Origin of the sequence: Streptomyces himalayensis subsp. himalayensis, assembly GCF_013778455.1 — a bacterium.
GTDB lineage: Bacteria > Actinomycetota > Actinomycetes > Streptomycetales > Streptomycetaceae > Streptomyces > Streptomyces himalayensis.
The window spans coordinates 16,657-43,351 of the sequence record NZ_JACEHE010000015.1; the positions used below are offsets into that span (position 1 = coordinate 16,657).

24 protein-coding genes are annotated in these 26,695 nt (G+C 71.1%); 12 read left to right on the forward strand and 12 right to left on the reverse strand.

Annotated features, from left to right (window positions below):
• Window positions 1-130 precede the first annotated feature (130 nt).
• The 3 genes from H1D24_RS23515 to H1D24_RS23525 all read right to left on the reverse strand — a co-directional run bounded on the left by H1D24_RS23515 (window position 131) and on the right by H1D24_RS23525 (window position 3,810).
• Window positions 131-1,153 (reverse strand): endonuclease/exonuclease/phosphatase family protein, encoded by a 1,023-nt coding sequence (locus H1D24_RS23515; protein WP_181659653.1) that lies wholly within the window; start codon window positions 1,151-1,153, stop codon window positions 131-133.
• A gap of 326 nt (window positions 1,154-1,479) precedes the next feature.
• Window positions 1,480-2,082, reverse strand: coding sequence for a TetR/AcrR family transcriptional regulator (locus H1D24_RS23520; protein WP_181659838.1), 603 nt, complete (start codon window positions 2,080-2,082; stop codon window positions 1,480-1,482).
• A gap of 138 nt (window positions 2,083-2,220) precedes the next feature.
• Complete coding sequence (locus tag H1D24_RS23525) at window positions 2,221-3,810, reverse strand: MFS transporter (RefSeq protein WP_181659654.1); 1,590 nt, start codon at window positions 3,808-3,810, stop codon at window positions 2,221-2,223.
• Window positions 3,811-4,117: 307 nt separating this feature from the next.
• On the opposite strand from H1D24_RS23525, the gene panB reads away from it, so the two are divergent.
• From panB to H1D24_RS23540, 3 genes are all read left to right on the forward strand, one after another.
• Window positions 4,118-5,002, forward strand: coding sequence for a 3-methyl-2-oxobutanoate hydroxymethyltransferase (gene panB, locus H1D24_RS23530; RefSeq protein WP_181659655.1), 885 nt, complete (start codon window positions 4,118-4,120; stop codon window positions 5,000-5,002).
• 485 nt (window positions 5,003-5,487) lie between these two features.
• Window positions 5,488-6,510: an ATP-binding cassette domain-containing protein gene (locus tag H1D24_RS23535; RefSeq protein WP_181659656.1), complete on the forward strand. Its 1,023-nt coding sequence runs from the start codon at window positions 5,488-5,490 to the stop codon at window positions 6,508-6,510.
• Window positions 6,507-7,331: an ABC transporter permease gene (locus H1D24_RS23540; protein ID WP_181659657.1), complete on the forward strand. Its 825-nt coding sequence runs from the start codon at window positions 6,507-6,509 to the stop codon at window positions 7,329-7,331. The genes H1D24_RS23535 and H1D24_RS23540 overlap by 4 nt, the downstream gene beginning before the upstream one ends.
• A gap of 141 nt (window positions 7,332-7,472) precedes the next feature.
• Here H1D24_RS23540 and H1D24_RS23545 read toward each other — a convergent pair whose 3' ends face one another.
• The gene (locus H1D24_RS23545; RefSeq protein WP_181659658.1) at window positions 7,473-10,874 is read right to left on the reverse strand and encodes an AfsR/SARP family transcriptional regulator; all 3,402 of its coding nucleotides are present in this window, start codon (window positions 10,872-10,874) and stop codon (window positions 7,473-7,475) included.
• 182 nt (window positions 10,875-11,056) lie between these two features.
• Between H1D24_RS23545 and H1D24_RS23550 the strand changes: the two genes are divergently transcribed.
• On the forward strand, window positions 11,057-11,857 hold the full coding sequence (locus tag H1D24_RS23550; RefSeq protein ID WP_181659659.1) for a site-2 protease family protein: 801 nt from the start codon (window positions 11,057-11,059) through the stop codon (window positions 11,855-11,857).
• A 13-nt stretch (window positions 11,858-11,870) separates the two neighbouring features.
• Here H1D24_RS23550 and H1D24_RS23555 read toward each other — a convergent pair whose 3' ends face one another.
• The 3 genes from H1D24_RS23555 to H1D24_RS23565 form a co-directional block, all read right to left on the reverse strand.
• Entirely contained in the window at window positions 11,871-12,146 is a 276-nt protein-coding gene (locus H1D24_RS23555; RefSeq protein WP_181659660.1) for a hypothetical protein, read from the reverse strand.
• Between the two features lie 27 nt (window positions 12,147-12,173).
• Complete coding sequence (gene npdG, locus H1D24_RS23560) at window positions 12,174-12,890, reverse strand: NADPH-dependent F420 reductase (protein WP_181659661.1); 717 nt, start codon at window positions 12,888-12,890, stop codon at window positions 12,174-12,176.
• 107 nt (window positions 12,891-12,997) lie between these two features.
• Complete coding sequence (locus tag H1D24_RS23565; protein ID WP_181659662.1) at window positions 12,998-14,080, reverse strand: sialidase family protein; 1,083 nt, start codon at window positions 14,078-14,080, stop codon at window positions 12,998-13,000.
• A 153-nt stretch (window positions 14,081-14,233) separates the two neighbouring features.
• Between H1D24_RS23565 and H1D24_RS23570 the strand changes: the two genes are divergently transcribed.
• A complete protein-coding gene (locus H1D24_RS23570; RefSeq protein WP_181659663.1) occupies window positions 14,234-14,836 on the forward strand; it encodes a hypothetical protein in 603 nt (200 codons plus the stop codon).
• 81 nt (window positions 14,837-14,917) lie between these two features.
• Here the strand turns inward: H1D24_RS23570 and H1D24_RS23575 are convergent, their stop codons facing one another.
• On the reverse strand, window positions 14,918-15,148 hold the full coding sequence (locus H1D24_RS23575) for a hypothetical protein (RefSeq protein ID WP_181659664.1): 231 nt from the start codon (window positions 15,146-15,148) through the stop codon (window positions 14,918-14,920).
• 88 nt (window positions 15,149-15,236) lie between these two features.
• Between H1D24_RS23575 and map the strand changes: the two genes are divergently transcribed.
• Together map and H1D24_RS23585 are read left to right on the forward strand one after the other, a co-directional pair.
• On the forward strand, window positions 15,237-16,094 hold the full coding sequence (map, locus tag H1D24_RS23580; RefSeq protein ID WP_181659665.1) for a type I methionyl aminopeptidase: 858 nt from the start codon (window positions 15,237-15,239) through the stop codon (window positions 16,092-16,094).
• A 184-nt stretch (window positions 16,095-16,278) separates the two neighbouring features.
• Window positions 16,279-16,947: a biliverdin-producing heme oxygenase gene (locus H1D24_RS23585; RefSeq protein ID WP_181659666.1), complete on the forward strand. Its 669-nt coding sequence runs from the start codon at window positions 16,279-16,281 to the stop codon at window positions 16,945-16,947.
• A gap of 84 nt (window positions 16,948-17,031) precedes the next feature.
• Here H1D24_RS23585 and H1D24_RS23590 read toward each other — a convergent pair whose 3' ends face one another.
• Complete coding sequence (locus tag H1D24_RS23590) at window positions 17,032-17,721, reverse strand: PhzF family phenazine biosynthesis protein (protein WP_181659667.1); 690 nt, start codon at window positions 17,719-17,721, stop codon at window positions 17,032-17,034.
• Between the two features lie 262 nt (window positions 17,722-17,983).
• Between H1D24_RS23590 and efeO the strand changes: the two genes are divergently transcribed.
• From efeO to H1D24_RS23610, 4 genes are all read left to right on the forward strand, one after another.
• Complete coding sequence (efeO, locus tag H1D24_RS23595) at window positions 17,984-19,141, forward strand: iron uptake system protein EfeO (protein ID WP_181659668.1); 1,158 nt, start codon at window positions 17,984-17,986, stop codon at window positions 19,139-19,141.
• Window positions 19,142-19,178: 37 nt separating this feature from the next.
• Window positions 19,179-20,513, forward strand: coding sequence for an iron uptake transporter deferrochelatase/peroxidase subunit (gene efeB / locus H1D24_RS23600; RefSeq protein ID WP_181659669.1), 1,335 nt, complete (start codon window positions 19,179-19,181; stop codon window positions 20,511-20,513).
• A 1-nt stretch (window position 20,514) separates the two neighbouring features.
• Window positions 20,515-21,369: an iron uptake transporter permease EfeU gene (efeU, locus tag H1D24_RS23605; protein ID WP_181659670.1), complete on the forward strand. Its 855-nt coding sequence runs from the start codon at window positions 20,515-20,517 to the stop codon at window positions 21,367-21,369.
• A gap of 172 nt (window positions 21,370-21,541) precedes the next feature.
• The gene (locus H1D24_RS23610; protein ID WP_181659671.1) at window positions 21,542-22,525 is read left to right on the forward strand and encodes an SCO2278 family lipoprotein; all 984 of its coding nucleotides are present in this window, start codon (window positions 21,542-21,544) and stop codon (window positions 22,523-22,525) included.
• A gap of 290 nt (window positions 22,526-22,815) precedes the next feature.
• Here the strand turns inward: H1D24_RS23610 and H1D24_RS23615 are convergent, their stop codons facing one another.
• Entirely contained in the window at window positions 22,816-23,541 is a 726-nt protein-coding gene (locus H1D24_RS23615; protein WP_181659672.1) for a bifunctional DNA primase/polymerase, read from the reverse strand.
• A gap of 149 nt (window positions 23,542-23,690) precedes the next feature.
• Here H1D24_RS23615 and H1D24_RS23620 point away from each other — a divergent pair, with 149 nt between their 5' ends.
• Window positions 23,691-24,515, forward strand: coding sequence for a glycerophosphodiester phosphodiesterase (locus tag H1D24_RS23620; protein WP_181659673.1), 825 nt, complete (start codon window positions 23,691-23,693; stop codon window positions 24,513-24,515).
• Between the two features lie 27 nt (window positions 24,516-24,542).
• Here H1D24_RS23620 and H1D24_RS23625 read toward each other — a convergent pair whose 3' ends face one another.
• Both H1D24_RS23625 and H1D24_RS23630 read right to left on the reverse strand, forming a co-directional pair.
• Entirely contained in the window at window positions 24,543-25,547 is a 1,005-nt protein-coding gene (locus H1D24_RS23625; protein WP_181659674.1) for a small ribosomal subunit Rsm22 family protein, read from the reverse strand.
• A 9-nt stretch (window positions 25,548-25,556) separates the two neighbouring features.
• Entirely contained in the window at window positions 25,557-26,648 is a 1,092-nt protein-coding gene (locus tag H1D24_RS23630; RefSeq protein ID WP_258564262.1) for a serine hydrolase domain-containing protein, read from the reverse strand.
• Between the last annotated feature and the right edge of the window lie 47 nt (window positions 26,649-26,695).

A 26,695-nucleotide genomic window follows, 5' to 3' on the forward strand; every position in this document is an offset into this window, starting at 1 on the left:
AAAGTCTCTCAGGCTCAGTATTCCGCGGGGTTAAGTGGGGGTTGCCTCGAGGCGGCCGCGCGAAATCGAGGCGGCCGCGCGAAAGCAGACCCAGGGGCGGATCCCGGCCCGGGTCAAAGCAGGGGCCCTGTCAGAGCTTGACCCTCGCGGCGATCGGGAGATGGTCGCTGCCCGTCTGCGGCAGGGACCATGACGACACCGGCTCCACGCCCATCACCATGATCTGGTCGATCCGCGCCATCGGGAACGCCGCCGGCCAGCTGAAGCCCGTGCCGCTGCCCGCCGCGCCCTGCGTGGAGCGCATCTGCGAGGTGACCGCCCGCAGCGCGCGGTCGTTCATCGTGCCGTTGAGGTCGCCGAGCAGGACGATCCGCTTCAGCTTCTCGTCGGCGATGGCCTCGCCCAGCGCGTCCGCGCTCTTGTCGCGCTGGTTGGCGGTGAACCCGGCGTCGGCCTTGACCCGGACCGACGGCAGATGCGCGACGTAGAAGGCGACCTCACCCTCGGGGGTGGTGACCGTCGTCCGCATGGCCCGCGTCCAGCCGAGCTTGATGTCGACCGGCTCGGTGCCGCTCAGCGGATACTTGCTCCACAGCCCGACGGTGCCGCCGACGGAGTGGTACTTGTACGTCCCCGCCAGCGCCTTCTCGTAGACCGGCACCGCGGAGTCGGTGAGCTCCTCGAGCGCCACGACGTCCGCGCCGGAGGCGGCGACGTCGCGGGCGGTGCCGGACGGGTCCGCGTTGTCCGCGTTGACGTTGTGGGTGGCGACGGTCAGGTTGCCGCCGCTGCCCGTCTTGTCGGTGAGCAGCCCGCCGAACAGGTTGAGCCAGACGATCGCCGGCACCAGCACCGCGATCAGTGCGATGGCCGAGCGGCGGACCAGCGCCAGAACCAGCAGCAGCGGCACGAGGACGCCGAGCCAGGGCAGGAACGTCTCCGTGAGGCTGCCGAGGTTGCCGACCGTGTTCGGGATCTGTGCGTGGAAGAGCATCACCAGCGCGAGTACGACCGCGACCGCGGCGACGACGAGGCCGCGCCGCCAGATGCCGCGGTCGCCGCGCCAGCGGTCCACCAGGCGCCGAAGCCGGGACCCCTGGCGCTCGGGCCCCGAGCCGCCGCTGCCCGTCTCCGTCATGTACGCCTGCGCCATACCGTCGCCTCACTGCCTGCCGTGCACACCGTTCCCCCGCCCCTTCACGACCCTAGGCGATGAACGGAGTCGTTCCCTGCCGCCATTGACGGCCGTACGGGCGCGAGGACGAACAAGTCTGCTTCCCGGGTTCCGGATGCGCTGACCGTAACCGCTCTCTGTGACGAAACGCTCACATCCGCTTACGCACGTTCACACAAGCAGCCCGTGGCACAGATGCACCTCCAGGCACAGAGGCACGCACCGAACAGGCACAGAAGAACCCGTCAGGCACAGAAGAACCCGTCAGGCACAGACGCACCCGGCAGTCCGGGCGCGGCCTCACGTCACGGGCGCAGCCCCCGCAGCACGCTGTCGACGATCTGCTCCGGAAGCCCCGCCTCCAGCTCGGCGTCGTCGGGCCGCATCACGGACCGTACGAGCATCGGGCCGGTAAACAGGTCGTTGACGAGCTCGAGGTCGACGTCGTCGCGGATCTCGCCGTTCTCCACTCCCCGGCGCAGCACCTCGAGACTGAGCCTGCGCCGCGGCTCTATCACCGTGGCGCGGTACACCGCCCAGACTTTCGGCTGACTCTTCATCTGGGCATACACGTTGTGCAGCAGCGCGGAGGACCGGTTCGCGAGGCCGCGGAGGCGCATCGACTCCAGGAGGGCGATCAGGTCCTCGCGCATGGATGCGCCGGTCAGCTGGGGGTCTTCGGGCTCGACGGCGCGCAGTACGTCGCAGAAGAGTTCCTCCCTGCCACTCCAGCGGCGGTAGATGGTGGCCTTGCCGACGCCCGCCGTGCGTGCCACCCGTTCGATGGAGACCTCGGCGAGCGGCACGCCTTCCTCCACGAGCGCGACGACGCCGTCGATGATGGCGCGCTCCACCGCTTCGCTGCGGGGGCGGCCCCTCCGCTGCTCCTGCTGTTCCGCGAGGTCCACCAATGCTCCGCCCTTTCGTTTCACCTTCGCCTCTCCCGATTCTCCCTGTATTCGGGCCGGGGTCCGGGAAGCCGGGTGCGCAGGCACTGGTGGTGCCTCCCATGCCCTTGAGGCAGTGGAGGAGCACCCGACCGGGTGTCAGTTCTCCGCGGCCACCAGCTCCTCGGTCTCCACCTCCTTCTGCACGGCCGGGGCACGCCCCGGCAGGAACAGGGCCACCACCACAGCGCCGAGCAGCGCCACGCCCGCCCCGCACAGGGCCGTGACGTGCATGGCGTGCAGGAAGGCGTCATTCGCCGGAGTGACCAGGGACTTGCCCTGTGCGCCGAGCTTCGCGGCGACGCCGAGTGTGGCCTCGATGGACTCGCCCGCGGTGTGGCGGGCGCCGGCGGGGAGCATGCCGAGCTTGTCCTCGATGCCGTTGCGGTACGCCGTCGACAGCACGGAGCCGAGGACGGCGATACCGAGGGCGCCGCCGACCTGGCGGAAGGTGTTGCTGAGCGCGGAGGCGGAGCCGGCCTTCTCGCGCGGCAGGGCCTGCATGATGACGACGCTGGTCGGCGTCATGATGTGCGCCATGCCGGCGCCCATGAGGAAGAAGATCACCTCGAGGATCCAGATCGGCGTGTCGGCCTCCAGCGTGGCGAACGCGGCCAGCATCGCGGCGATGACCAGCATGCCGGCCGTGGTGGTGGCCTTGTTGCCGAAACGGTCGACGAGCAGCCGGGCCCGCGGCGCGAAGATCAGCTGCGCGGCGGCCAGCGGAAGCATCAGCAGACCGGTCTGCAGCGGCGAGTACCCGCGCACGCTCTGGGTGTAGAAGACCGAGAAGAAGGTCACGCCCATCAGCGCGAAGAAGACCAGCGCGATGGCGGCGATCGCGGCCGAGAAGACCTTGTTCTTGAAGTACGTGACGTCGACGGACGGGTGGTCGCTGCGCTTCTCGTACACGACGAAGGCGACGAGCACGGCGAGGCCGGCGGCGATGGTCGCCAGCACGGCGGCGTCGGTGAAGTCGGCGAGCTGGCCGCCCTTGATGATGCCGTACACGAGCAGGACGAGCCCGATGACGGAGAGCACGACGCCGACGGGGTCGATGCGGCCGGGGTTCGGGTCGCGGGAGTCCGGCACCAGCCACAGCATCAGTGCGACCGCGAGGATCACGATCGGCACGTTGATCAGGAAGACCGAGCCCCACCAGAAGTGGTCGAGAAGCACGCCGCCGGTGATGGGACCGATGGCGATGGCGAGGCCGACGCCGCCCGCCCAGATGCCGATGGCCTTCGGCTGCTCCTCGCGCTCGAAGACGTTCATGAGGACGGCCAGAGTGGCGGGCATCACAAAGGCGGCGCCGAGGCCCATCAGGGCACGGAAGGCGATGAGCTGTTCCGGCGACCCGGACTGGGCGGCGAGCGCCGAGCTGATGCCGAAGACGGCCAGACCGGCCAGCAGGACCTTCTTGCGGCCGAGCCGGTCGCCCAGCAGGCCGGAGGTGAACAGCAGTCCGGCGAAGACCAGCGTGTAGGCGTTGATGGCCCACTCGAGCTCGCTCTGCGTGGTACCGAGGCCGACGGGTGCCGGGGTGGAGATGGTCTTGATGGCGACGTTGAGGATCGAGTTGTCGAGCACCACGATCAGCAGGCTCAGCATGAGGACGCCCAGAATCGCCCAGCGGCGCCGGTGGACGGCCTCCGGTATCCGGGGGCCCGGAACGGCAGGAGAAGTCATGGCGCCGAGCCTAGGCGCAATTCGATACGAGACCGTCTCGTATTGGAAAACCTTTACGGAGACGTTACGGAACGTTGGGGCGACAAGGTCCTACGGCTGTGGGCACGGGGGCCGGTGAGCGGTGGGCCAGGGGCCGGTGAGCGGTGGGCCAGGGGCCGGTGATACGGGCTCATACGGTCGTAGGTGATACGGGGCTCCTACGTCCGTAAGGGGGGCCGTCTAGCCGTCGGGCGGCACGTAGTGCCACCATGGACCTGATCCGGGGACGCCGTCAGGGCGCCTCGAGATGACAGAAGGAGCCGTTGCAATGACGCAGCTCTCGGCTGCCCAGAAGCCCGGCCAGGACACTGGCCGCACGTCCGACAGCAGCAAGGCGCTGTACGGGGGCAAGGGCACTCGCCGTATCACCGTGCGCGACATCGCCGCCGCCAAGGAGCGCGGCGAGAAGTGGCCGATGCTCACCGCATACGACGCGATGACCGCGTCCGTCTTCGACGAGGCCGGCATCCCGGTCCTGCTCGTCGGCGACTCGGCGGGCAACTGCCACCTGGGGTACGAGACCACCGTGCCCGTCACCCTCGACGAGATGACGATGCTCTCCGCGGCCGTCGTGCGCGGCACGAACCGTGCGCTGATCGTCGCCGACCTGCCCTTCGGGTCGTACCAGGAGGGCCCTGTACAGGCGCTGCGCAGCGCGACCCGGCTGATCAAGGAGGCCGGGGTCGGCGCCGTGAAGCTGGAAGGCGGCGAGCGCTCGCACCGCCAGATCGAGCTGCTTGTCGAGTCCGGCATCCCGGTCATGGCGCACATCGGGCTCACCCCGCAGTCCGTCAACGCCATGGGCTACCGCGTCCAGGGCCGCGGCGAGGAGGCCGCCCAGCAGCTGCTGCGCGACGCCAAGGCCGTGCAGGACGCGGGCGCGTTCGCGGTCGTGCTGGAGCTGGTCCCGGCCGAGCTGGCGGCCGAGGTCACCCGGAGCCTGCACATCCCGACCGTCGGCATCGGCGCCGGTCCGGAGTGCGACGCGCAGGTGCTGGTGTGGACCGACATGCTTGGTCTGACCGGCGGGAAGATGCCGCGGTTCGTGAAGCAGTACGCGGATCTGCGGTCTGTCATCGGTGACGCGGCGAAGGCGTACGCCGAGGATGTCGTCGGCGGAACGTTCCCGTTGGAGGAGCACTCCGTCCACTAAGCGGTGCCGGGGAAGTGCGGGTGCGTTCCCGCGTCGTTCGGTGCGTGCTCTCGGCGTGCCGGACGAAGGTCCTCGATGGGGGTCCCTCCCATGCCCTTAAGGCAATGGGGGAGGAGCTACTTGGGCCTTTGGTCGGTGCGGCGAGTGGGGGCACCTCCCACGCCCTTAAGGCAGTGGGGGAGCGTGCCGGGCGGCGTGGGGGCGTGCCTGAACTTCCCCGGGGCCGCTTAGGCGCTGCCACTGAGCCATCGCCGCACCACGGGCAGCCCGCCGATCTTCCCCCGTCGGCGGGCTGCCCCTTTGCCGCCTCCGCCCGTCCCTGGAGGCTGCGCACCCAGACCCCCTTCGGCCTGAACGGCCTCGTCCTCAAACGCCGGACGGGCCAAGTGATGTAGGCCTGCGCCGTGCAGAGCTGTCGGCGAGATGCAGGTGGCTGTCGGCGGCCTGTCGGTGGATTGTCAGTGGTGGCTGGCACCCTCGTCGGCATGACGCGAATCGACAAGAACCCCAGCGGCGCGAACAGTGCCGTCACCGTGCGGGGACTGGTCAAGCACTACGGCGAGACCAAGGCGCTGGACGGCGTCGACCTGGACGTCCGCGAGGGCACCGTCATGGGTGTGCTCGGGCCGAACGGCGCCGGCAAGACCACCCTCGTGCGCATCCTGTCCACCCTCATCACGCCCGACGCAGGGCACGCGACCGTGGCCGGCCACGACGTCGTACGACAGCCCCGGCAGCTGCGCCGGGTGATCGGTCTCACCGGCCAGTACGCCTCCGTCGACGAGAAGCTCCCCGGCTGGGAGAACCTCTACATGATCGGCCGCCTGCTCGACCTGCCCCGCAAGGAGGCCCGGGCCCGCGCCGACGAGCTGCTGGAGCGCTTCTCGCTGACCGAGGCGGCCAAGCGCCCCGCGAGCACGTACTCGGGCGGTATGCGCCGCCGCCTCGACCTGGCCGCCTCCATGATCGGCCGCCCGGCGGTCCTCTATCTGGACGAGCCGACGACCGGTCTCGACCCGCGCACCCGCAACGAGGTGTGGGACGAGGTCCAGCGCATGGTCGGCGACGGTGTCACCGTCCTGCTCACCACCCAGTACATGGAAGAGGCCGAACAGCTCGCCTCCGAGCTGACCGTCATCGACCGCGGCAAGGTCATCGCGGGCGGCGCCATCGACGAGCTGAAGGCCAAGGTCGGCGGCCGTACGCTGCGCATCCGCCCGGCCGACCCGGTGGAGCTGCGCCCGCTCGCCTCCGCGCTCGACGAGCTGGGCATCACCGGCATCGCCACGACGACCGTGGACGCCGGCAGCGGCACCCTCCTGGTCCCCATCCTCAGTGACGAGCAGCTGACCGCCGTGACCGGAGCGGTCGTCGCGCGCGGCGTCACGATCGCCTCGATCACCACCGAACTGCCCAGCCTGGACGAGGTGTTCCTGTCCCTCACCGGCCACCGCGCCAGTGCCCCGCAGGACGCCACGCCCACCGAGCTCGAGAAGGTCTCCGTATGAGCGCCGCCACCGTCCCCGTCACCACAGACATCAAGGCCGACGCCCGTATCGGTCTGCGCGGCCACCTGCGCCACACCGGCGCCCTCGTCCGCCGCAACCTGCTGTGGATCCGCCAGGACCCGGAGTCGATGTTCGACGCCATCCTGATGCCGGTCGTCTTCACGCTGCTGTTCGTGTACGTCTTCGGCGGTTCCATCGGCCAGTCGCTGGGCGGCGGTCAGGACCAGTACGTGCAGTACGTGGTTCCGGGTCTGATGGCGATGACGAGCATGAACATCTCCATGGGCGTCGGTACCGGCTTCAACCAGGACTTCCAGAGCGGCGTCATGGACCGCTTCCGGTCCCTGCCGATCGGGCGCGGCTCCGTGCTGATCGCCAAGATCGTGGTCGAGCTGATGCGCATGCTGATCGCGACGGCGATCCTGCTGGTCGTCGGCGTCCTCGTCGGCTTCGACATCACCAACTGGCCCGGCCTGTTCGCGGCCGTGGGTCTGTCGGTGGTGTTCGGCTCGGCCCTCATGTGGGTGTTCCTCACGCTGGGCGTGACCATGAAGAACGCCCAGTCCGTGCAGGCGATGGGCTTCCTGGTGCTGATGCCGCTGCAGTTCGGCTCGTCGATCTTCGCGCCGACCGAGTCGATGCCCGGCTGGCTGCAGGCCTTCACCGACTACAACCCGCTGTCCTCACTCGCCGACGCCGCGCGCGGACTGATGGTGCAGGGCCCGTTGACGCACGACCTGTGGGTGACCCTCGGTTGGTCGGCGCTCCTCACGCTGGTGATGGCGCCGATCGCGATCCACAAGTTCCGCACCAAGAGCTGAGCTCGTCCCGGTGGGCACTGAGCTCGTCCCGGTGGGCACTGAGCTCGTCCCGCTGGGCACTGAGCTCGTCCCGCTGGGCCCGGGTCGGTGCGCGTCGCAGTTCGGTGTCCGAGCTCCGCGAGCTCAACGAGCTCAGCGAGCTCAGAGCAGGGCGGCGGCCTCGTCGAGAGTGAGGCCGCCCCCCTCGGCGTATGCGGCGTCGTAGGCCTCGTCGCCCAGCACGGCGCGTGCCGCCGACTCGCCCTGCTCGTGCATCTCGCGCTCCAGCGGGGTGGAGAAATGCCGGGGCGGCAGCAGGGCCCGGGCCGCGCCCAGCAGCCGGGCGGCGTCGCGTGCGCGGCCGCCGCCGTCCAGACCGGCGAGTGCGACGGCTCCGGTGGTCAGATGGACCGACGGCATCTGGGGCGCCATCATGTGCGCCAGCGGCTCGCGGGACCGCTCCATCGCCTGCCGGGCCTTCACCAGACCTTGTTCGTACCGGCCGTCGACCACCTCCAGCCAGGCCTCCACACCGAGCATGAACCCGGCAAAGACCACAAACGCGGCGGCTCCGAAATCGCTGCGCAGCGCCTCCAGCTGTTCCCGCGCCTCCTCGGTGCGGCGGGTGCGGCCGAGCCACATCGCGAGGAACAGGCGGGCCGCGGGCATGGCGTCGTTGGCGGTTCCGCGGCTCTGCTCCACGACATCGCGCAGCATCTCCTCACCCCGCTCGGGCTCCCCCGACTCGATGAGGACGGCGCCGAGGCGGGCGCGGAGCACGGCCGCCTGCGCGCGGGCGCCGAGCCGCTGCGCGTAGGTGATCGCCGCCTCGTACGTCTGGGCGGCGGCCGCGTACTCGCCCTTGCGTTCCTGGGCCTCGCCGCGGGCGGAGAGCGCCTCGGCGGTGCCCCACGCGTCCCCGAGCCGGGTGAAGACCTCCAGGGCCTCGTCGGCGTCGCGGGTGGCGTCTCCCGCCCAGTCGCTGCGGTTGGCGAGGATGTTGGCCCGCAACTGCAGGGCCATGCCCAGCTCCCATGCGTAGCCGAGCTCGCGGCAGGTCCGGATGGACTCGTCGATGACGGCGTGCGTCCGCTTCATGTCGCCGGTCAGGAGCACGGCAAAGAACCAGAGGTTGCCCGGGCTACGGCAGGTCTGCGGCATCCCCGGGCGATACGTCTCGCTGATGGCGCGCAGCTTCGCCTGGGCCTGCGGTGTGTTCCAGGCGTCCAGTTCCGTGTCCATGCAGGCGAGATGGACGAGATGCACACCGCGCCGGGCCTCTTCGAGCAGCTCGGGGCTCATCGGCGGGGGCGCGTCCGTGCACCGCTCGTGTACCGGTGGGACGGGCTGCGCGGGCGAGGTGAAGGGGTCGGGACCGAGCGCCATGACCTCCCGGGACCAGTTGCGGGCCTCGATGCGCAGATCCCGCATCTGCCAGTACCAGAAGAGGGAGTGGACGAGGCACAGGGCCTCTTGCTCGTCATGGGCGGCGACGGCGTGCCGCAGCGCGGTGCGCAGGTTCTCGTACTCGGTCTCGAACCGCTCGATCGCGGCGCTCTGCCCGGGGCCGCGCAGCAGCGGGTCGGCGAGGCGGGCGAGCTCCCGGTAGTACGTGAGGTGGGCGCGGGCGACGGCCTCGCGCTCACCGGCCTCGTCGAGCCGCTCGCCGGCGTACTCGGCGACCGTCTCCAGGAGCCGGTACCGCATGTCACCGCCCGCCGAAGGCGCGGCGACCACCAGGGACTTGTCGACGAGAGAGCCGATCGCCTGCAGAGCCGCGGCCCCGCACACGGCCTCGGCGGCGGCGAGGTCGCAGCCGCCCGCGAAGACCGACAGTCGGCGCAGGACGGCTCGTTCGTCCTCGTCGAGCAGATCCCAGGACCAGTCGACCACGGCGCGCAGTGTCTGCTGGCGGGGCAGGACGGTGCGGCTTCCGGAGCTGAGCAGCCGGAAGCGGTCGTCGAGGCGGTCGGCGATCTGACGCAGCGTCAGCATACGGAGACGGGCGGCGGCCAGTTCGATGGCGAGCGGAAGCCCGTCGAGGCGGCGGCAGATCTCGGCGGCGGCGGCCGCGGCTTCTTCGTCGCTGTCGATCCGGAAGCCGGGGCGGGCCGCGGCTCCCCGGTCGGCGAGCAACCGCAGGGCGACCGGCAGGGGCAGGGGCTCGACGGGGCGCAGCAACTCCCCTGGCACGCCCAGGGGTTCGCGGCTCGTGGCCAGGATCCTCAGCTCGGGGCAGCGTTCGAGCAGGTGCTCCACGAGGTGGGCGGCCGCGTCGACGACGTGCTCGCAGTTGTCGAGGATGAGCAGCATGCGGCGCCTGGCGCAGTGCTCGGCGAGGCGTACGAGAGGATCGTCGTGCCGGTCGGCCACGGCCCGCATCTCCTCGGCACCGGCGCCGCGCAGCACGGTCTCCCGCGCCCCGACCGCGGTGAGCACGGCCTCGGGCACGGCCTCCGGATCGTCCACCGGCGCGAGCTCGGCCAGCCACACCCCGTCGCGCGCCGCGTCCCTGACGGTCTCGGCCGCCTCCTGCGACAGCCGTGTCTTGCCGGCCCCGCCGGGTCCGAGCAGCGTCACGAGCCGGGTCGCCGCGAGGTCGCCCCGGATGGCGTCGATGTCGGCCTCCCGGCCGACGAAGGAGGTCAGGCGGGCGCGGAGGTTGCCGGGGGGAGGGGGCGTCGCACGGTCGGGGGGAGGGGGCGTCGCACGGTCGACGGGCGGCGGTGTCGTACCGTCCGGGGCGGGAGGCGTCGTACGGTCGCGGGGTACCGCGGATCCGGCGTACGAGGGCGATGGCGACGGGGCCGCGGCGCGGCCCCGCTCCTCCGGGGCGGCGCCCCGCAGCAGCTCCGTGTGCAATGCCCGCAGTTCCGGTCCGGGATCCGAGCCGAGGCGGTCCGCGAGCTCGTGGCGCAGGGACTCGTACGCGGCGAGGGCCTCGGCCGTGCGGCCCGCGGCACGGAGGGCGCGGAGGTGGAGGAGGTGAAGGGGCTCGTCGAGTGGGTGGCTGCCGCACAGGGCGGCGAGCTCGGGGAGCACCTGTTCCGCCTGGCCGAGGGCGACCGCCGCGGTGAGGCGGGTGCGGCGGGCGTCGAGACGCCGGGCCTCCCAACGGGCCGACTCGGCGGCGCCGTCCGGGAGGTCGGCGAGCGCGGGACCGTGCCACAGGGCGAGCGCGTCGTCGAGGACCACCGCCGCCTTGGCCGGGTCACCGTCGGACAGTGCCCGCGCACCCTCTCCTGCCAGCCGCTCGAACCGGTACAGATCGATGTCCTCGGCCGTCGCGCACAGCCGGTAGCCGCCGCCCACGGAGGCGACGGCGTCCGCGCCGAGCGCCCTGCGCAGCCGCGCGACCAGCGCCTGCAGCGCTCCCGTGGCGTCCGCCGGCGGCTCGTCGCCCCACACCTCGTCGACGAGTACGGCGGCGGGCACGGACCGTCCCGCCCGCAGCGCCAGCACCGTCAGCAGCGCACGCAGCCGCGCCCCGCCGACCGGGACGAGGGTGCCGTCGGGGCGGAGTGCCTGGGTGGGGCCGAGGAAGCGGTAGCGCACGGGGTCCATTGTCTCCGGGGACGGCCGGGCACCGCTTCCGGGTTTCGGACCCGGCAGGAACCGGGACGAGTGAACGGGGAGGAGTCCAGGAACCCCAGCCCGTCCGCAGGACGTTCCCTCCACACCACCGATACGGTCGATCAGACCGCCCCCGCACGTCCCACCCTCACCCGAGCCTCAGGAGACCGCCCATGGCCACCGCCACCCTGCGCCGCAGCGACCGGAGGATCAGCCCCGTCTTTCTGGGGATCGCGGCCATTACGGCGGTCGCGGGCTGGGCCGCCTGGACCGGCTTCGCCGAGCAGCCGGGATTCGCCGTCTTCCTCTTCGTGACGGCGGCCTGGATCGTCTCCCTCTGCCTGCACGAGTACGCACACGCGCGTACGGCGCTGCACAGCGGCGACCTCTCGATCGGAGCAAAGGGATATCTCACCCTCAACCCGCTCAAATACACCCATGCGTTGCTGTCGATCGTGCTGCCCGTCCTCTTTGTGATGATGGGCGGGATCGGTCTGCCGGGCGGCGCGGTGTTCATCGAGCGCGGCCGGATCCAGGGCCGCTGGAAGCACAGCCTGATCTCCGCAGCCGGGCCGCTCACCAACGTGCTGTTCGCAGTCGTGTGCACGGCGCCGTTCTGGCTGGACGCGCTGGACGGTGTACCGGTCACGTTCCGCTATGCGCTGGCGTTCCTGGCGCTGCTCCAGGTGACGGCGGCGATCCTGAACTTCCTGCCGATTCCCGGCCTGGACGGGTACGGCGTGATCGAGCCCTGGCTGTCGCAGCGGATCCGCCGGCAGGTGGAGCCGTTCGCGCCGTTCGGCCTCCTTGCGGTGTTCGCGATCCTGTGGATCCCGGAGGTGAACGTCCTGTTCTTCGACGCGATCCACGCGATTCTGGACAGCCTGGGCATCAACGAGTTCCAGAGCTACTGCGGCCAGTCGCTGTACCGCTTCTGGACGGAGACGAACGCCGTCTGCTCCGTCGGCGCGTAACGGCCCCGTTCCGTCAGCGCGTGACGGAGGTGCCCCGCTCCCCCGGGGACGACGCCGCCGCCCTCGCGGCCTTCTCGACCTTCGCCTTGCGCGCGTAGTACCACGTCATGTTCGACGACAGCCCGGCCAGCAGCACCCACACGATGCCCAGCCAGCTGCCCTGGACGAAGGAGACCACGGCCGCGGCGACGGACAGGAGGCAGACGGCGAGGGTGTACAGAGCGAGGCGGGGCATGGGGGTCGGCTCCTGTCGGGGGCGTGAGGTGGTACGCCGTCCAGTGTCCCCCATGCCCACGGTTCACAGGAAAGGGGCGGGCTACACGTCCGTGACGCGCAGCCCCGCGTGCGCCTTGTAGCGGCGGTTCACGGAAATGAGGTTGGCCACCAGCGCCTCGACCTGGTGGGCGTTCCGCAGCCGTCCGGCGAAGACGCCACGCATGCCGGGGATGCGCCCGGCGAGCGCCTGGACCATGTCCGTGTCGGCCCGGGACTCGCCCAGCACCATCACGTCGGTGTCGATCTCCCCGACCGACGGGTCCTGGAGCAGGACGGCGGACAGGTGGTGGAAGGCGGCCGTGACCCGCGAGTCCGGCAGCAGCGCGGCGGCCTGCTCGGCGGCGCTGCCCTCCTCCGGCTTCAGCGCGTACGCGCCCTTCTTGTCGAAACCGAGCGGGTTGACGCAGTCGACGACGAGCTTGCCCGCGAGCTCCTCGCGCAGCGCCTCGAGGGTCGCCGCGTGCCCGTCCCACGGCACGGCGACGATGACGATGTCGCTGCGGCGCGCGCACTCCGCGTTGTCCGCGCCCTCGACGCCGTGCCCGAGCTCGTCGGCCGCCGTCCGTGCCCGGTCGGCGGCCCGCGAGCCGATGATCACCTTCTGGCCGGCCTTGGCGAGCCGGTAGGCGAGGCCCTTGCCCTGCGGGCCGGTGCCGCCGAGGACGCCGACGACGAGACCGGACACGTCGGGCAGGTCCCAGGGGTCCTTGGCGGGGGCCTTGGCGGGAGCCGTCTTCGCGTCATCACTGGAAGTCATACGGCGACGATACGTGCAGGCCCCGGCAGGGATCACCTCGCCCGGGCAGTGTGCTGGATCACGCCGTACGGCCCCTCCGGGTAGCTCGGCCCGCGACTGCAGGTTCCCTACAGCTCCGCCACGGGCACGCGCCGGAACGTGATCGTCTCGTACGCGCTGAAGTCACCCGTCTCGTAGAGGAGTCCGACGGTCGCCGCGTCGACGCGTACGAGATCGGAGTACGCGGCGGGGAGCCCGTCGACCGTGTAGGCGGTCCGCCAGGTGGTGCCGCCGTCCGTACTGCTGCGGATCGTCATCAGGGCCCGGGAGCCATCGGCGGGGCCGGAGTAGAGCAGCAGGTCCGGGTCGCGGAGCTGGAGCACGCTGCCCTCGACGACGGGCCCGGTGAGGCCCGCCTGCGGACGGAACGGCTTGACGAGGGTCTGGCCGCCGTCGCGCGAGTGGGCGTCCGCGCGGTTGCCCGGGGAGGGAGAGTCGTTGCGGGTGTTGAAGTACACACGCCCGTCGGGCAGTTCGGCGGCGGTCGTCTCGTTGACGTTGACGACGCCGTTGGTGTTGTCGTCGACGTATCCGATCCGCCAGGTGGCGCCACGGTCGTCGCTGAGGAGGCAGTGGCCGCCGTTGTACTTGCCTTCGGTGCCGTTGTCGGTGCCGGTGGGCGGGAGCGAGTGGTTGGCGGGGACGACGACGCGTCCTTTCGCCGTGCCGCTCGTCAGCTGGATCGCGTGCCCGGGCGTGGTGGCGTACCAGCGCCAGGCCGCCTTCTTGGTCCGGCCGGTGATGTCCCGCGGCCTCGACCAGGTGAGCCCGTCGTCGTCGCTGTGCTGGAGCCATACGCGGCGTCCGTCCGCGGCGGTGACCTTGCCGCGCCGGATGGCGTCCTCGGTCGCCGAGGCGGCGTTCCGTATGTGCACCAGCAGGATCCGGCCGGTGTCGAGGACGACGGGTGCCGGGTTGCCGGAGAGATGGTCGCCGTTCCTGGCGGCCACCTGGAGCGGGCCCCATGTGCGGCCGCCGTCGGTGGACCGCTTGAGGACGATGTCGATGTTCCCGTGGTCCGCGCGGGAACCGACACGCCCTTCGCAGAACGCGAGGACCGTGCCCTTCCCGGTGAGGACCACTGCCGGGATCCGGAAACTCGCGTACCCCTCACGCCCGGCCCGGAACGGTACGGAAACCTCGCCTGCCATGACGGCCTCCCCCCTCTCGGTGACCGCCCGGTCACCGCACTGAACCCGCAGCCGACTGATCAGCGGCTCAGTTTCGCCGCCTGTTGCCCACCTTGAGCGAATTCGCGGTGAACTCGGCCTGACCACTTACCAGTTGCGGCAGGATGCGGACACATGGACGCCGTACGGGTCGCGCTGCTGCGCGAAGTGCTCGCCGGAACCGAGTGGCTCGGCACCACGCGCCACTTCGCGGCCGCGCTGCGGTCCTCCGTCGTGCCGCACGGCGGCGGGCTGCTGCTGGTGGGCACGGAGGACTACGAGCCATGGCATCTGGCCGCGCACCTCGTGGACGAGGCCGCGTGGTCGGGGACACCCGCGCTGTCCCCGACACTCGTACGGCACCGGGTGCGCCCCGGCGACCCGGCGCACCTCTCCGTCGGGCTCGGCAGGGTCGAGGCGGCGAAACGCGGTGAGACGCTGCTCGTGGTGGCGCCGGACGCACCGGGGGCACCGCTGCTGGAGCGGGTGCACGATGCGCGGCGGTCCGGGGCCACCGTGTTCGCGCTGGACTCCGGCGACCGCGACCTGCACGCCATGGCGCACGAGGCCCTCGCCGTACCGGAGAACCCCGAGCTCGACCTGGACACCGTCCAGCACCTGGTCAGCGCGGCGGCGGGCGAGAACACGCTGCCCCAGACGCGGGGCCGCAGGCGGTTCCGCGACCGCCTGTCCCGCCTGGCGGACCAGCTGACGGCTCCGCCGCCGTCACGGTGGTGACGGCGTGCCGCCGGGGCTCCGCCCCGGACCCCGGATCGCCCTGACGGGCTCGTCCTCAATCGCCGGACGGGCTATTTCAGCTCAGTCGTCGTCCTCGCCCCGCGCGGCGGCGTCATGCCACCGGGGATCGTTCTCCCACTGGAGATTCCGCTCGGCCGCGATGTCCAGGGCCCGCTGTGCCTCCGCCGGGGTGGCGTACGGCCCGAAGCGGTCCTTCCCTGGGCACTCCGGCCCCTCCTCGACCTTCTTGTGCTCCAGGCAGTAGTACCACTCGCCCGGCTTCCCGACCGTCCGCTTCTTGAACAGGGCCATCGCACCGGCTCCTCATCGCCTGAGTTCCTCATGGATCCTCGGAGTACGCCGCCATGGTGCCCCACGGCTGCTGGATACACTCCTTGATATGTCTGGCCAGTCACTGCTCGTACCAGGGGAGCTCTCTCCCACCCGCACGGTCCCGGGAAACATCCGGCGCCCGGAGTACGTGGGCAAGCCCGGCCCCACGCCGTACACAGGCCCGGAGGTGCAGAGCACCGAAACGATCGAGCTGATGCGGATCGCGGGGCGCCTCGCGGCGCGGGCGATGGCGGAGGCCGCGAAGATCATCGCGCCCGGCGTGACCACGGACGAGCTGGACCGGGTCGCACACGAGTACCTGTGCGACCACGGCGCCTACCCTTCCACGCTCGGCTACCGCGGCTTCCCGAAGTCGCTGTGCACCTCAGTCAACGAGGTCATCTGCCACGGCATCCCCGACTCCACAATCCTGCGCGACGGCGACATCATCAACCTGGACGTCACGGCGTACATCGGTGGCGTGCACGGTGACAACAACGCGACGTACCTGGTCGGGGACGTGGACGAGGAGTCGCGGCTGCTCGTCGAGCGGACGCGTGAGTCCCTGAACCGCGCGATCAAGGCGGTCCGGCCGGGCCGCCAGATCAACGTCATCGGCCGCGTCATCGAGTCGTACGCCAAGCGCTTCGGCTACGGCGTGGTCCGCGACTTCACCGGTCACGGGATCAACTCGTCGTTCCACTCCGGCCTGATCATCCCGCACTACGACAGCCCCCGCGCGACGACCGTGATGCAGCCCGGCATGACGTTCACGATCGAGCCGATGCTGACGCTCGGCACGCATGAGTACGACATGTGGGACGACGGGTGGACGGTCGTGACGAAGGACCGGCGGCGGACCGCGCAGTTCGAGCACACGCTGGTCGTCACGGACACCGGGGCCGAGATCCTCACGCTGCCGTAGCTCCGCACCTCAAGCACCTCATCGGGAAGCCCGCTCTAAGAGCGGGCTTCTTCCATGTGGGTGACACCGGGAATCGGAGGTACGGTTTTACCGACAGGGAGTCGGGAAACTGTTGACTTAGGTGACCCTAACCATAAAAGATATTGACCGGCTACCGTCGCTCCCCTTCGCCCCGGAGGTCCTCATGAACTCGTCGGACACGCCGGCCACGGCGTTCTCGACGCTCATCCGCACCGCGTCGCACGATGCGCACACGGAAGCGGAGACCACGACGTTCATGAGCGACATGCTGGGCGGCAGGCTCGGCGTCGACGCGTACGCGCGGTACACGGAGCAGCTGTGGTTCGTGTACGAGGCCTTGGAGAGCGGCGCGCAGAGGCTGGCGGACGACCCGGTGGCGGGTCCGTTCCTACGGCCTGAGCTGCTGCGGCTGTCCGCGCTGGAGCGTGACCTCGCGCATCTGCGGGGCGCGGGGTGGCGTTCGACGCTGGCCGCGCTGCCGGCGACGAAGGCGTACGCGGCGCGGGTCGCCGAGTGCGCGCGCACATGGCCGGGCGGGTACGTCGCGCACCACTACACCCGCTATCTCGGCGACCTGTCCGGCGGCCAGATCATCCGCGACAAGGCGGAGAGGACCTGGGGTTTCTCACGCAAGGGTGACGGGGTGCGGTTCTACGTCTTCGAGGGGATCACCAACCCGGCCGCGTTCAAGCGGGGGTATCGCGAGCTGCTCGACCGGGTGCGGGTGGACGACCTCGAGAAGCAGCGGATCGTCGCGGAGTGCAAGCGGGCGTTCGCCCTGAACACGGCGGTGTTCAGGGCGCTGGGGGATGAGTTCCCGCTGAGTGCTTGATCCCCCCACCCCGCCCCTTCCCGTAACCGGGGGGCCAGCCCCCTGGACCCCCGGTCCTCAAGCTCCCCCAGCTAACTCCCCCAGCTAACGCTGGGGGTGCCCCCAGGAGGTGCCCCCAGACGGGCTGGAAAATCCAGCCTGTCGCACCCGGCCGCCCACCTCGATCCACCCCTCGGGCCCCGGCGCCGTAAGGATCTGGGACCCCTTCCCCTGGATGATGTTCAGCGCACGGCCCAGCTCATGGGTGAGCAGCAGAGCCGCCGCCCCCGTCGCCTCGTCCTCGTCGATACCGTCGTCGCGACCAGGGAAGGCCCGAGCGCGGACACGCCCCGCGGACTCGTCCTCCCAGGCCCAGGCGTAGATCCACTCCCCGGGCGCCGGGACGGGAAGGGCGTCGACCTCGGCCGCCGACCCGTACTGGCGGAGCGTACGCGGCGGCGCCCACTCGGCCCGGGCCTCGATCCAGCTGAACTCGCCGTCCAGGCGGGCGCCGACGACCCCGGCCGGGGTGACCAGCTCGGGTACGTCGAGCAGCCACGCCGTGCCCACGCAGGGATGGCCGGCGAAGGGCAGCCGCAGCGTGGGGGTGTAGATGTCGATGACCCCGCGCTCGGGGTCGTCGACGAACACGGTCTCGCTGAAGCCGAGCTTGGCGGCGAACGCCTGCCGGTCGTCGGGGTCCGGCAGCACGGAGCCGTCGCGGACGACGCCCAGCTCGTTGCCGTATCCACCGCCCGGCCCGCAGAAGACCCGCAGTACGTCGAAGCTAGTCACCCGCGCATTGAAACATCACCCGCGCCGCGAGGTCGTCGCCCCGGGGCCGGCGGCGTCGTGATCAGCCCAAAGCGGGGCCCTTGACCCGCACTTGACCGGAGTATGAGGTTTGCTTTGGGCCACCGTGATCAAGTCGTGCTCGTACGTCTGCAATGAGAGGAGATTCACTGGACGGGCAGGTACTGGTGAGGTAAGGCTCAGATAAGTTAGGCCCGCCTCACCTCTTATCTGTGCCCTTTCCATGAACCTCCTTGGAGCCCGAATGCGAGCCGTAAGACTCTCCGTCGTCACCGCCGCCGCGACCGCGGCCGCTCTGACCGCCGTCACGGGCTGCACCGAGAAGAGCAGTGCACAGGGCGATGACAGCGTCATCGCGGTGACCGCGACCGACACCAAGTGCGAGGTCTCCAAGAAGGAGTTCCCGGCCGGGCACATCGAGCTCGCCATCGAGAACAAGGGCTCCAAGGTCACCGAGGTCTACATCCTCTTCCCGGACGACCGCGTCGTCACCGAGCGCGAGAACATCGGCCCGGGCACCAAGCAGACGGTCACCGCTGAAGTGAAGGCGGGCGATTACCGGATCGCCTGCAAGCCCGGCATGAAGGGCGACGGCATCCGCCAGGACGTGAAGGCGACCGGCGGAGGTACGACCGCCAAGCGCGACCCGCGCCTCGACGCGGCTGTCGCCGCGTACCGCAAGTACGTGCAGGCGCAGGCCGACGAGACGCTGCCGAAGGTGAAGGTCTTCGCGGACGCGGTCAAGGACGGTGACATCGAGGCCGCGAAGAAGGCGTACGCCGACTCGCGTATCGGCTGGGAGCGCACCGAGCCGGTCGCCGAGTCCTTCGGGGACATCGACCCGAAGGTCGACGTCCGCGAGGACGGTCTCGAGGAGGGCCAGGACCTGGAGAAGGACTGGACCGGCTGGCACCGCCTGGAGCGGTCCCTCTGGCAGGACAAGAAGATCACCGACCGGGACAAGGAGCTCGCCGATCTGCTGGTGAAGGACCTCACCGACTGGCAGAACCGCGTCGGCAAGGCCGAGATCACCCCGACCTCGATGGCCAACGGCGCCAAGGAGCTCCTCGACGAGGTCGCCACCGGCAAGGTCACCGGCGAGGAGGAGCGCTACTCGCACACCGACCTGGTCGACTTCAAGGCGAACGTCGAGGGCGCCGAGAAGTCGTACGAGCTGCTGAAGCCGGTCGCCTCCGAGAACGACACCGCGCTGACGAAGGAGCTCGACAAGCAGTTCGCGGCGCTCGACGCGCTGCTCGACAAGTACCGCGAGAACAAGGACTCCTACGAGTTCACCTCCTACGACAAGGTCGGCGAGGACGAGCGCAAGCAGCTGTCGGACGCCGTCAACGCGCTTGCGGAGCCGCTGTCCAAGCTCGCGGCCGCGGTCGTCGTCAAGTAGGCAGCAGCAGGTCCAGGGACGTCAGGCAGGGAAGACCATGGCGGAACAGCCCGTAGCGCAGGAACAGCAGGAACTCTCCGACCAGCCGGAACAGCCGACGGGGACCGCGGAGGAACCGGCGCCTGCGCCGGTGGCCAACTCCACTGTCCCGTCGCGGCGTTCGCTGCTCGGCTGGGGCGGTGCCGGGCTCGCGCTCGGTGCCGCCGCGGCGGGCGGCGCCGTCGCGGTGGCGCGGTCGGCGGACTCCCCCGCGCCCGCGGCCGAGTCCGGCGCCGCCGTGGCGTTCCACGGGGCGCATCAGGCGGGCATCGCCACTCCGGTGCAGGACCGGCTGCACTTCGCGGCGTTCGACGTGAAGACGGACGACCGTGCCGAGTTCGTGCAGCTGCTCAACGACTGGACGAAGGCGGCGGACCGGATGACCGCCGGGCGGACGGTGGGCGAGGGCGCGTACGGCGGTCTCGCCGAGGCGCCGCCGGACGACACCGGCGAGGCGCTGGGCCTCAAGCCCTCACGGCTGACGCTCACGATCGGCTTCGGGCCGTCCCTGTTCGACAGGTTCGAGCTGCGGGAGCAGCGGCCGGAGGCCCTGCTGGACTTGCCGAAGTTCCCCGGCGACAACCTCGACAAGGCGCGCAGCGACGGCGATCTGTGCATCCAGGCCTGCGCGGACGACCCGCAGGTCGCGGTGCACGCCATCCGCAACCTCGCCCGCATCGGCTTCGGCAAGGTAGCCATCCGCTGGTCGCAGCTGGGCTTCGGCAAGACGTCCTCGACGACTCCCGAGGAGCAGACCCCGCGCAACCTCATGGGCTTCAAGGACGGCACGCGCAACATCGCGGGCACGGACACGGCTGAACTGGCCAAGCACGTGTGGGTGTCCGATTCGGACGGCCCTGCGTGGATGGCCGGCGGTTCGTATCTCGTCGCGCGCCGTATCCGGATGAACATCGAGACGTGGGACCGGACCTCGTTGCAGGAGCAGGAGGACATCTTCGGCCGGGACAAGGGTGAGGGGGCGCCGGTCGGCAAGGCGAAGGAGCGGGACGAGCCGTTCCTGAAGGCGATGCTGCCGGACGCGCATGTGAGGCTCGCGCACCCCGACACCAACAACGGGGCGAAGATCCTGAGGCGCGGCTACTCCTTCACGGACGGCACGGACGGCCTCGGCCGCCTGGAGGCAGGGCTGTTCTTCCTCGCGTACCAGCGCGACGTCCGCAAGGGCTTCATCCCGGTGCAGCAGAGCCTGGCGCGCGCCGACGCCCTCAACGAGTACATCCAGCACGTGGGTTCCGCGATCTTCGCGATCCCGCCGGGCGTCCGCGACAAGGACGACTGGTGGGGCCGGGCCCTGTTCTCCGGGAAGGCGTGAGATGTTCGCCAACTATCTGATCGGCCTGCGCGAGGGGCTCGAGGCGAGCCTCGTCGTCTGCATCCTCATCGCGTATCTGGTGAAGACCGGGCGGCGTGACGCGCTGCGGCCCATCTGGATCGGCATCGGGGTAGCCGTCGCGCTGGCGCTCGGCTTCGGCTGCGCGCTGGAATTCGGCTCCCAGGAGCTGACGTTCGAGGCGCAGGAGACGCTCGGCGGCACGCTGTCGCTCCTCGCCGTGGGCCTGGTCACGTGGATGGTCTTCTGGATGCGCCGCACCGCGCGCCATCTGAAGTCCGAGCTGCACGGGAAGCTGGACGCGGCGCTGCAGATGGGCACGGGCGCGCTGGTCGCCACCGCCTTCCTGGCGGTCGGCCGCGAGGGTCTGGAGACCGCGCTGTTCGTGTGGGCGTCGGTCCGCGCCTCGAACGACGGCACGTACGCCCCGCTGGCCGGCGTCGTGCTCGGTCTGGCCACGGCGGTCGCGCTCGGCTGGCTCTTCTACCGCGGGGCGCTGCGCATCAACCTGGCGAAGTTCTTCACCTGGACGGGTGGCATGCTGGTCGTCGTGGCGGCGGGCGTGCTCGCGTACGGCTTCCACGACCTGCAGGAGGCCGACATCCTGCCGGGCCTGACCAACAAGGCCTTCGACATCAGCGAGACCATCCCGCCGGACAGCTGGTACGGGACGCTGCTGAAGGGTGTGTTCAACTTCCAGCCCAACCCGACGGTGCTTCAGGTCACGGTGTGGGCGCTGTACTTGATCCCGACGCTCGCGCTGTTCCTCTCCCCGATGCGCGTGGGATCCGGGCGCGCCAGGGCGAAGGAGGCCCGTCCCGTCGGCGAGGAGATCTGACCGGACGAATCGCCGGCTGATCATCGGCCCGCGCTGATCCAAGTGCCCGCACCGCCGCCCCGGTTCCCGCGACCGAGGTCACGGTGCGGGCGCCGTACGTGATCCCCGCACTCGCGCTGTTCCTGACCCCGGTAAGGTTCGGCCCCGGGAAGGGGAAGGTGAGGGGAACCCGATGTCTAAGCTTCGCAGTCTCAGCCGACCGGCCGTGTCGGTGGCGCTGATGAGCGCCCTGTCGGTGACGGCGAGCGGGTGCGTGACGGTGCACGGGGAGCGGGAGGTCGTCCCGGCCGCGACCAAGGCCGAGGCGGCACGCGCCCTCAAGGACTTCCTGATCGCGTACAACAAGGCCGACAAGATGTACGACCAGTCCGTGGACGCGGATCGCGTGACCGGCGCGCTCGCCGACATCGACGCCGCGAAGCACAAGGCCGGCCATACGAACCATCCGGACGGCAACCCGTCCCATGTGCCGCTGAAGCTGACCGACGCGGAGTTCACCATCCCCAAGAAGGCCGGCTGGCCGCGCTGGTTCGTCGCCGACACCCATTCCAACAAGAGCGAGAACGCCCGCTGGTTGCTGGTGTTCACGCGGGGCGGCGCGGACGAGGTGTGGGAGGTCTCGTATCTGACGGTCCTCTCCCCCGACGACATACCGGAGTTCAAGAAGGACAAGGACGGCTGGGCGGAGCCGGTCACCGCGAACGCCGCGGACCTGGCGGTCGAGCCGAAGGATCTGAGCCGCTCGTACGCGACCTATCTGAAGGACGGCGGCACCTCCTTCGCGCCCGGCACGCACACCTCGCAGTGGCGCGCCGCCCGCGAGAAGAACGCCAGCAGGCCCGGCCTGGCCCGGCAGTACGTCGACGAGCCTCTGACGTCCGGCGACTACGCGCCGGTGGGCCTGCGCACCGACGACGGCGGGGCGCTGGTGTTCTTCACCACGCACCACTACGAGAAGCAGACCGCGGCGCAGGGTGTCACCCTCACGGTCAACGACGCGAACATCGAGGCACTGATGACGGGCGAGCCCAAGCAGTCGCTCACCCTGGAGTGGGTCTCCAACCAGGCAGTGCTGGACCCGGCGAAGACCGCCTCGGACGACAGGATCAAGATCCTCAGCCGGATCCAGGGGCTGACGGGGGCGAGGGGCGAGTAGGCGGCCGGGACCGCCTCTCGACGGGGCCGAACGGACGCCTGGCCGACGCGCGCGCCGCCCCCCCTGAAGGGGCCGTTGCTGCGATGGCCAGTGCTGGGAGGGCCGGAGCTGCGAGGACCGGTGACGGCCGGAGGGTCAGCCCCGCAGGGGCCAGTGACGGCCGGAGGGTCAGCCCCGCAGGGGTCAGGCAGGCAGGTCAGCCCCGCAGGGGCCGGTGACGGCCGGAGGGTCAGCCCCGCAGGGGCCAGTGACGGCCGGAGGGTCAGCCCCGCAGGGGCCAGGCAGGCACGTCAGCCCCGCAGGGGCCAGGCGGTCAGGTGGTCCGGCTCCTGCCCCGCATAGCGGGCACAGGCATCCGTCAGGGTCTCGAGCAGCGTCAGCGGGTCCGGGAGCGCCAGCTCCGGCCCGCGCAGCCAGGTCACGCTCGCCCCGCCGGGCAGCTGGGCCGGCGGGACCAGGACGTACGAGCCGCGGCAGTGCCACCGCAGGCCCGGGTGCTCGTCCATCGTCTCGGGGTGGCAGTCCAGCTCGCAGGGCCACCACTCGTCCTCATCCTCGGGCGTACCGCGTGTCGCCGTGAAGAAGAGCACACGGTCGCCGCCGGACTCGGCGACGGGCCCGACGTCGATCCCGTCGGCGAGCAGCCGCTCCAACGCCTCGAGCCCCGCCTCCCTGGGCACGTCGAGCACGTCGTGGACCATGCCGGTCGCGGTGATGAAGTTGGCCTGCGGCTGATGCCGCGCCCACCGCTCGATCTGGGCGCGGTCCGTCGTGGACTGGGTCTGCCAGGCGAAGGAGACGGGGTGCCGGGCGGGCGTGGGACAGCCGATACGGTCGCAGGAACACCCGTACCCCGAGGGGTACGCGGCCGGCGCGAGCGGCAGTCCCTCCGAGGCGACGGCCAGCAACAGGGCCTCGCGACGGGCGTCATCGCCCGTGTCCTTCGGACGACGAGCGCGCAGCCACTGGGAAATCCTGCCCTGCCCGCCGGACCGGTGGCCGAACCCTGCGCCCATGTATCCCCTCATCTCGCCGACGTTTCGTCCATGGTGCCACCATCCTGAGCCCCCGGTGACCGCAGTCCACATCCGGGGTACGTGGGGCGATACCAACCGCGGGTGTCAATGCGGACATTTACCGCATACCTCCCCCTACCGTGGTCGCCATGGTCACAAGGACTGTGCTGGCCGGCCTGGCGACGCTGACCGTCGCGGGCCCGGCCGCGGGCCTCACTCCCCTGGAATGGGGAGGCGCCCCCCTGACGATCGACGCGCTCCCCCGCGTCGTCTACACCGCACACCGCGGCGGCGCCCTGGAGGTGCCGGAGAACAGCATGTCGGGACTGATGGCGACGTACCGGCGGGGCTCGGCCCACGCCCTCGACGTCGATACGCGGATGCTGCGCGACGGCACCGTGGTGGCGATGCACGACGCCACCCTGGACCGCACGACCCGCACGAAGGGCCCGGTGCGCGGGCTCACCCTCGGGGAGTGGCAGAAGGTACGGCTGCGGCCTGACCCGAAGCTGCCGGGCCGCTGGCGCGCCGAGCGGCCGCCGACCGTCGCCGAGGTGCTCGACCGCCTCGGCGGCCACGTCGTCCTGATGCTGGAGGCCAAGGACCCGGACAGCCTCGACACGCTCGCCAGGATGATCCGCACCCGCGGCCTGATCCGCTCGGTGCTGGTCAACTCCAACGACCCCGAAGTCGCCCGGCGCGCCCACCGGTTGGGGCTCGTCTCCCAGCTGTGGCGCTCGCACAAGCAGATGCGCACGGACCGGCCGGAGCGCTGGGCGTCCTTCGTGGACGTCCTTGACGTCGACTACCGGGCGCGTGATTCCGATCTCGTACGCGCCGTGCGCTCGGGCATCCCCCGGGTGTGGGCGCACACGGTGAACACCCGCGAACAGCGCGACCGCGTACTGCGGCTGGGCTGCAACGGCGTGATCACAGACGCACCGACGCTGCTGACGGGGGCCGGAGGTCGGTAGGCGCGGCGGGGCCGGGCGGGTGCCGCCTCAGTCGGCGGCCGCCGGCGGCCACGCGTCCCCCCAGTCGGCATCGCGAGCCGCCCGATACAGCGTCCCGTGCCGCTTGGTCACCGTCTCGCGGCGCAGCGCCTCGTCCGCCGAGCACAGGTCGAGCAGGACCTGGCCCTTGCGGATCTGGGGCCGCCGGACGACACGGCCCTCAGCCGTGGCGACGGGGAACCGGGTGGCCGCCACGTAGCTGAACTTCTCGTCCTCGTACGCCAGTGAGCCGCCCTTCACCTGGCGATGCAGGGACGACCGGCTCACCCGGGCCGAGAAGTGGCACCAGTCGGAGCCCGGGACGATGGGGCACGCGGCGCTGTGCGGGCACGGCGCCGCGATCCGGAACCCGGCGGCGATGAGCCGGTCGCGGGCCTCGATCACCCGCCCGTAGCCGTCCGGCGTCCCCGGCTCGACGATCACGACAGCGGACCGCGCGGCGCTCGCCGCCGCGTCCACCACCGCCCGACGGTCGCCGTCGGTCAGCTCGCCCAGCACATACGACACCGTCACCAGATCAGTGCTCTCGATGGTGAGCGCCGATCCGATACGAGAGCGCTGCCACACCGCGGACTTCAGCGGCTCGTAGGACGAGGCCAGTTCGCGGCCCAGCGCCAGCGCGGGTTCCGCCCAGTCCAGCACCGTCACCGGCCGCTCGCCGTCCCAGGTCGCGGCCACGGCCCAGGTCGCCGCGCCCGTCCCGCCGCCCACGTCCACATGGCTGTCCGGCGCCCACTCGGCGGGCGCGGCCTCCGCAAGCGCGCCCAGCGCCGAGCGGACCGCCTCGAAGGTCGCGGGCATCCGGTACGCGGCGTACGCGGCGACGTCCGAGCGGTCACGCAGCACCGGGGCGTCGGTGGGAGTGCGCCCCCGGTAGTTGGCGATCAGCCGGTCCACGGCCTGCGCGGCCTGCGTCGGCGGCAGACCGTCAAGAAGGCCGGCGAGGGCCGTGCGCAGGGTCTCGGCTGGGGTAGCGGAAACAGGGGCGTTCACCCAGCGATTCTAAGACCGCCCCCGCGCGGCCCGGGCGAGCCGTGTGCCCGCCGCCGCCCGGGGTCTGCTGCCCGCTTCCCGCCGCCGCGGATGCACCGTATTGGCCAGCAGCACCAGAAACGTGTCCGTCGCCGGGTCCAGGACCAGCGACGTGCCCGTAAACCCGGTGTGCCCCGCCGCGCCCGGGCCGCCGGGTTCACCCCGCCCCGCCAGCTCGCCCATGAACCACGGCTGGTCGATACGGAAGCCCAGCCCCGGAGGCGTCAGCATCAGCTCCACGAAGTCGGGGCCGAGGATGCGCGCCGTACCGTACGAGCCGCCGGCCAGCAGCGCCCGGCAGAGCACCGCCAGATCCCGCGCCGTCGAGAAGAGACCGGCGTGACCCGCGACACCGCCCAGCGCCCAGGCGTTCTCGTCGTGCACCACGCCCCGCAGCATCCCGCGGTCCGCCTTCGCCCAGGTCCTGCGCTGGTCCTCGGTCGCGGCGGCACCCGGGCGCGGGCCGAAGCCGGTGGCCGTCATCCCGAGGGGCCGCGTGATCCCGTCCCGTACGAGGACGTCGAGGGGTCGGCGCGCGATGCGTTCGAGCACGTGCTGGAGCAGCAGCATGTTGAGGTCGGAGTAGCAGTACGTGCCGGGCTCGGTGACTGGGGCCTCGGCCCGCAGCGCGGCGAGGCGTGCCGCCTGGTCCGGGCAGTCGTACAGCGGCAGTTCGGGCCGCAGCCCGGAGGTGTGGGTGAGCAGCTGCCGCACGGTGATGCCGTGCTCGGCCGCCGCCCAGAACTCGGGAACGTACGCCGCCACGCGCGCGTCGATGCCGAGCGTGCCGCGTTCCATCTGCTGCACCGCGGCGACGGAGGTGAAGAGTTTGGTGAGCGACGCCAGGTCGAAAGAGGTGTCGGTGGTCATCGGCACCCACCTCTCGCGCGGCAGCTCGACGCCCGTGTCCGTCTCGGGGTCGTACGCCGCGTAGCGCTCCGCCCAGCCGTACGCCTCCTCGACGGCGATCACCGGGCCGCGCCCGGCGAGCACGACCACGCCCGCGCACCAGGGCCGCTCCCCCTCGGGCAGCGCCCGCACCTCCGCCAGGAGCCGCCGCATCTCGTCGGGGTCGAGCCCTGCGCGCTCCGGGGTGCCGGTGCGCAGTC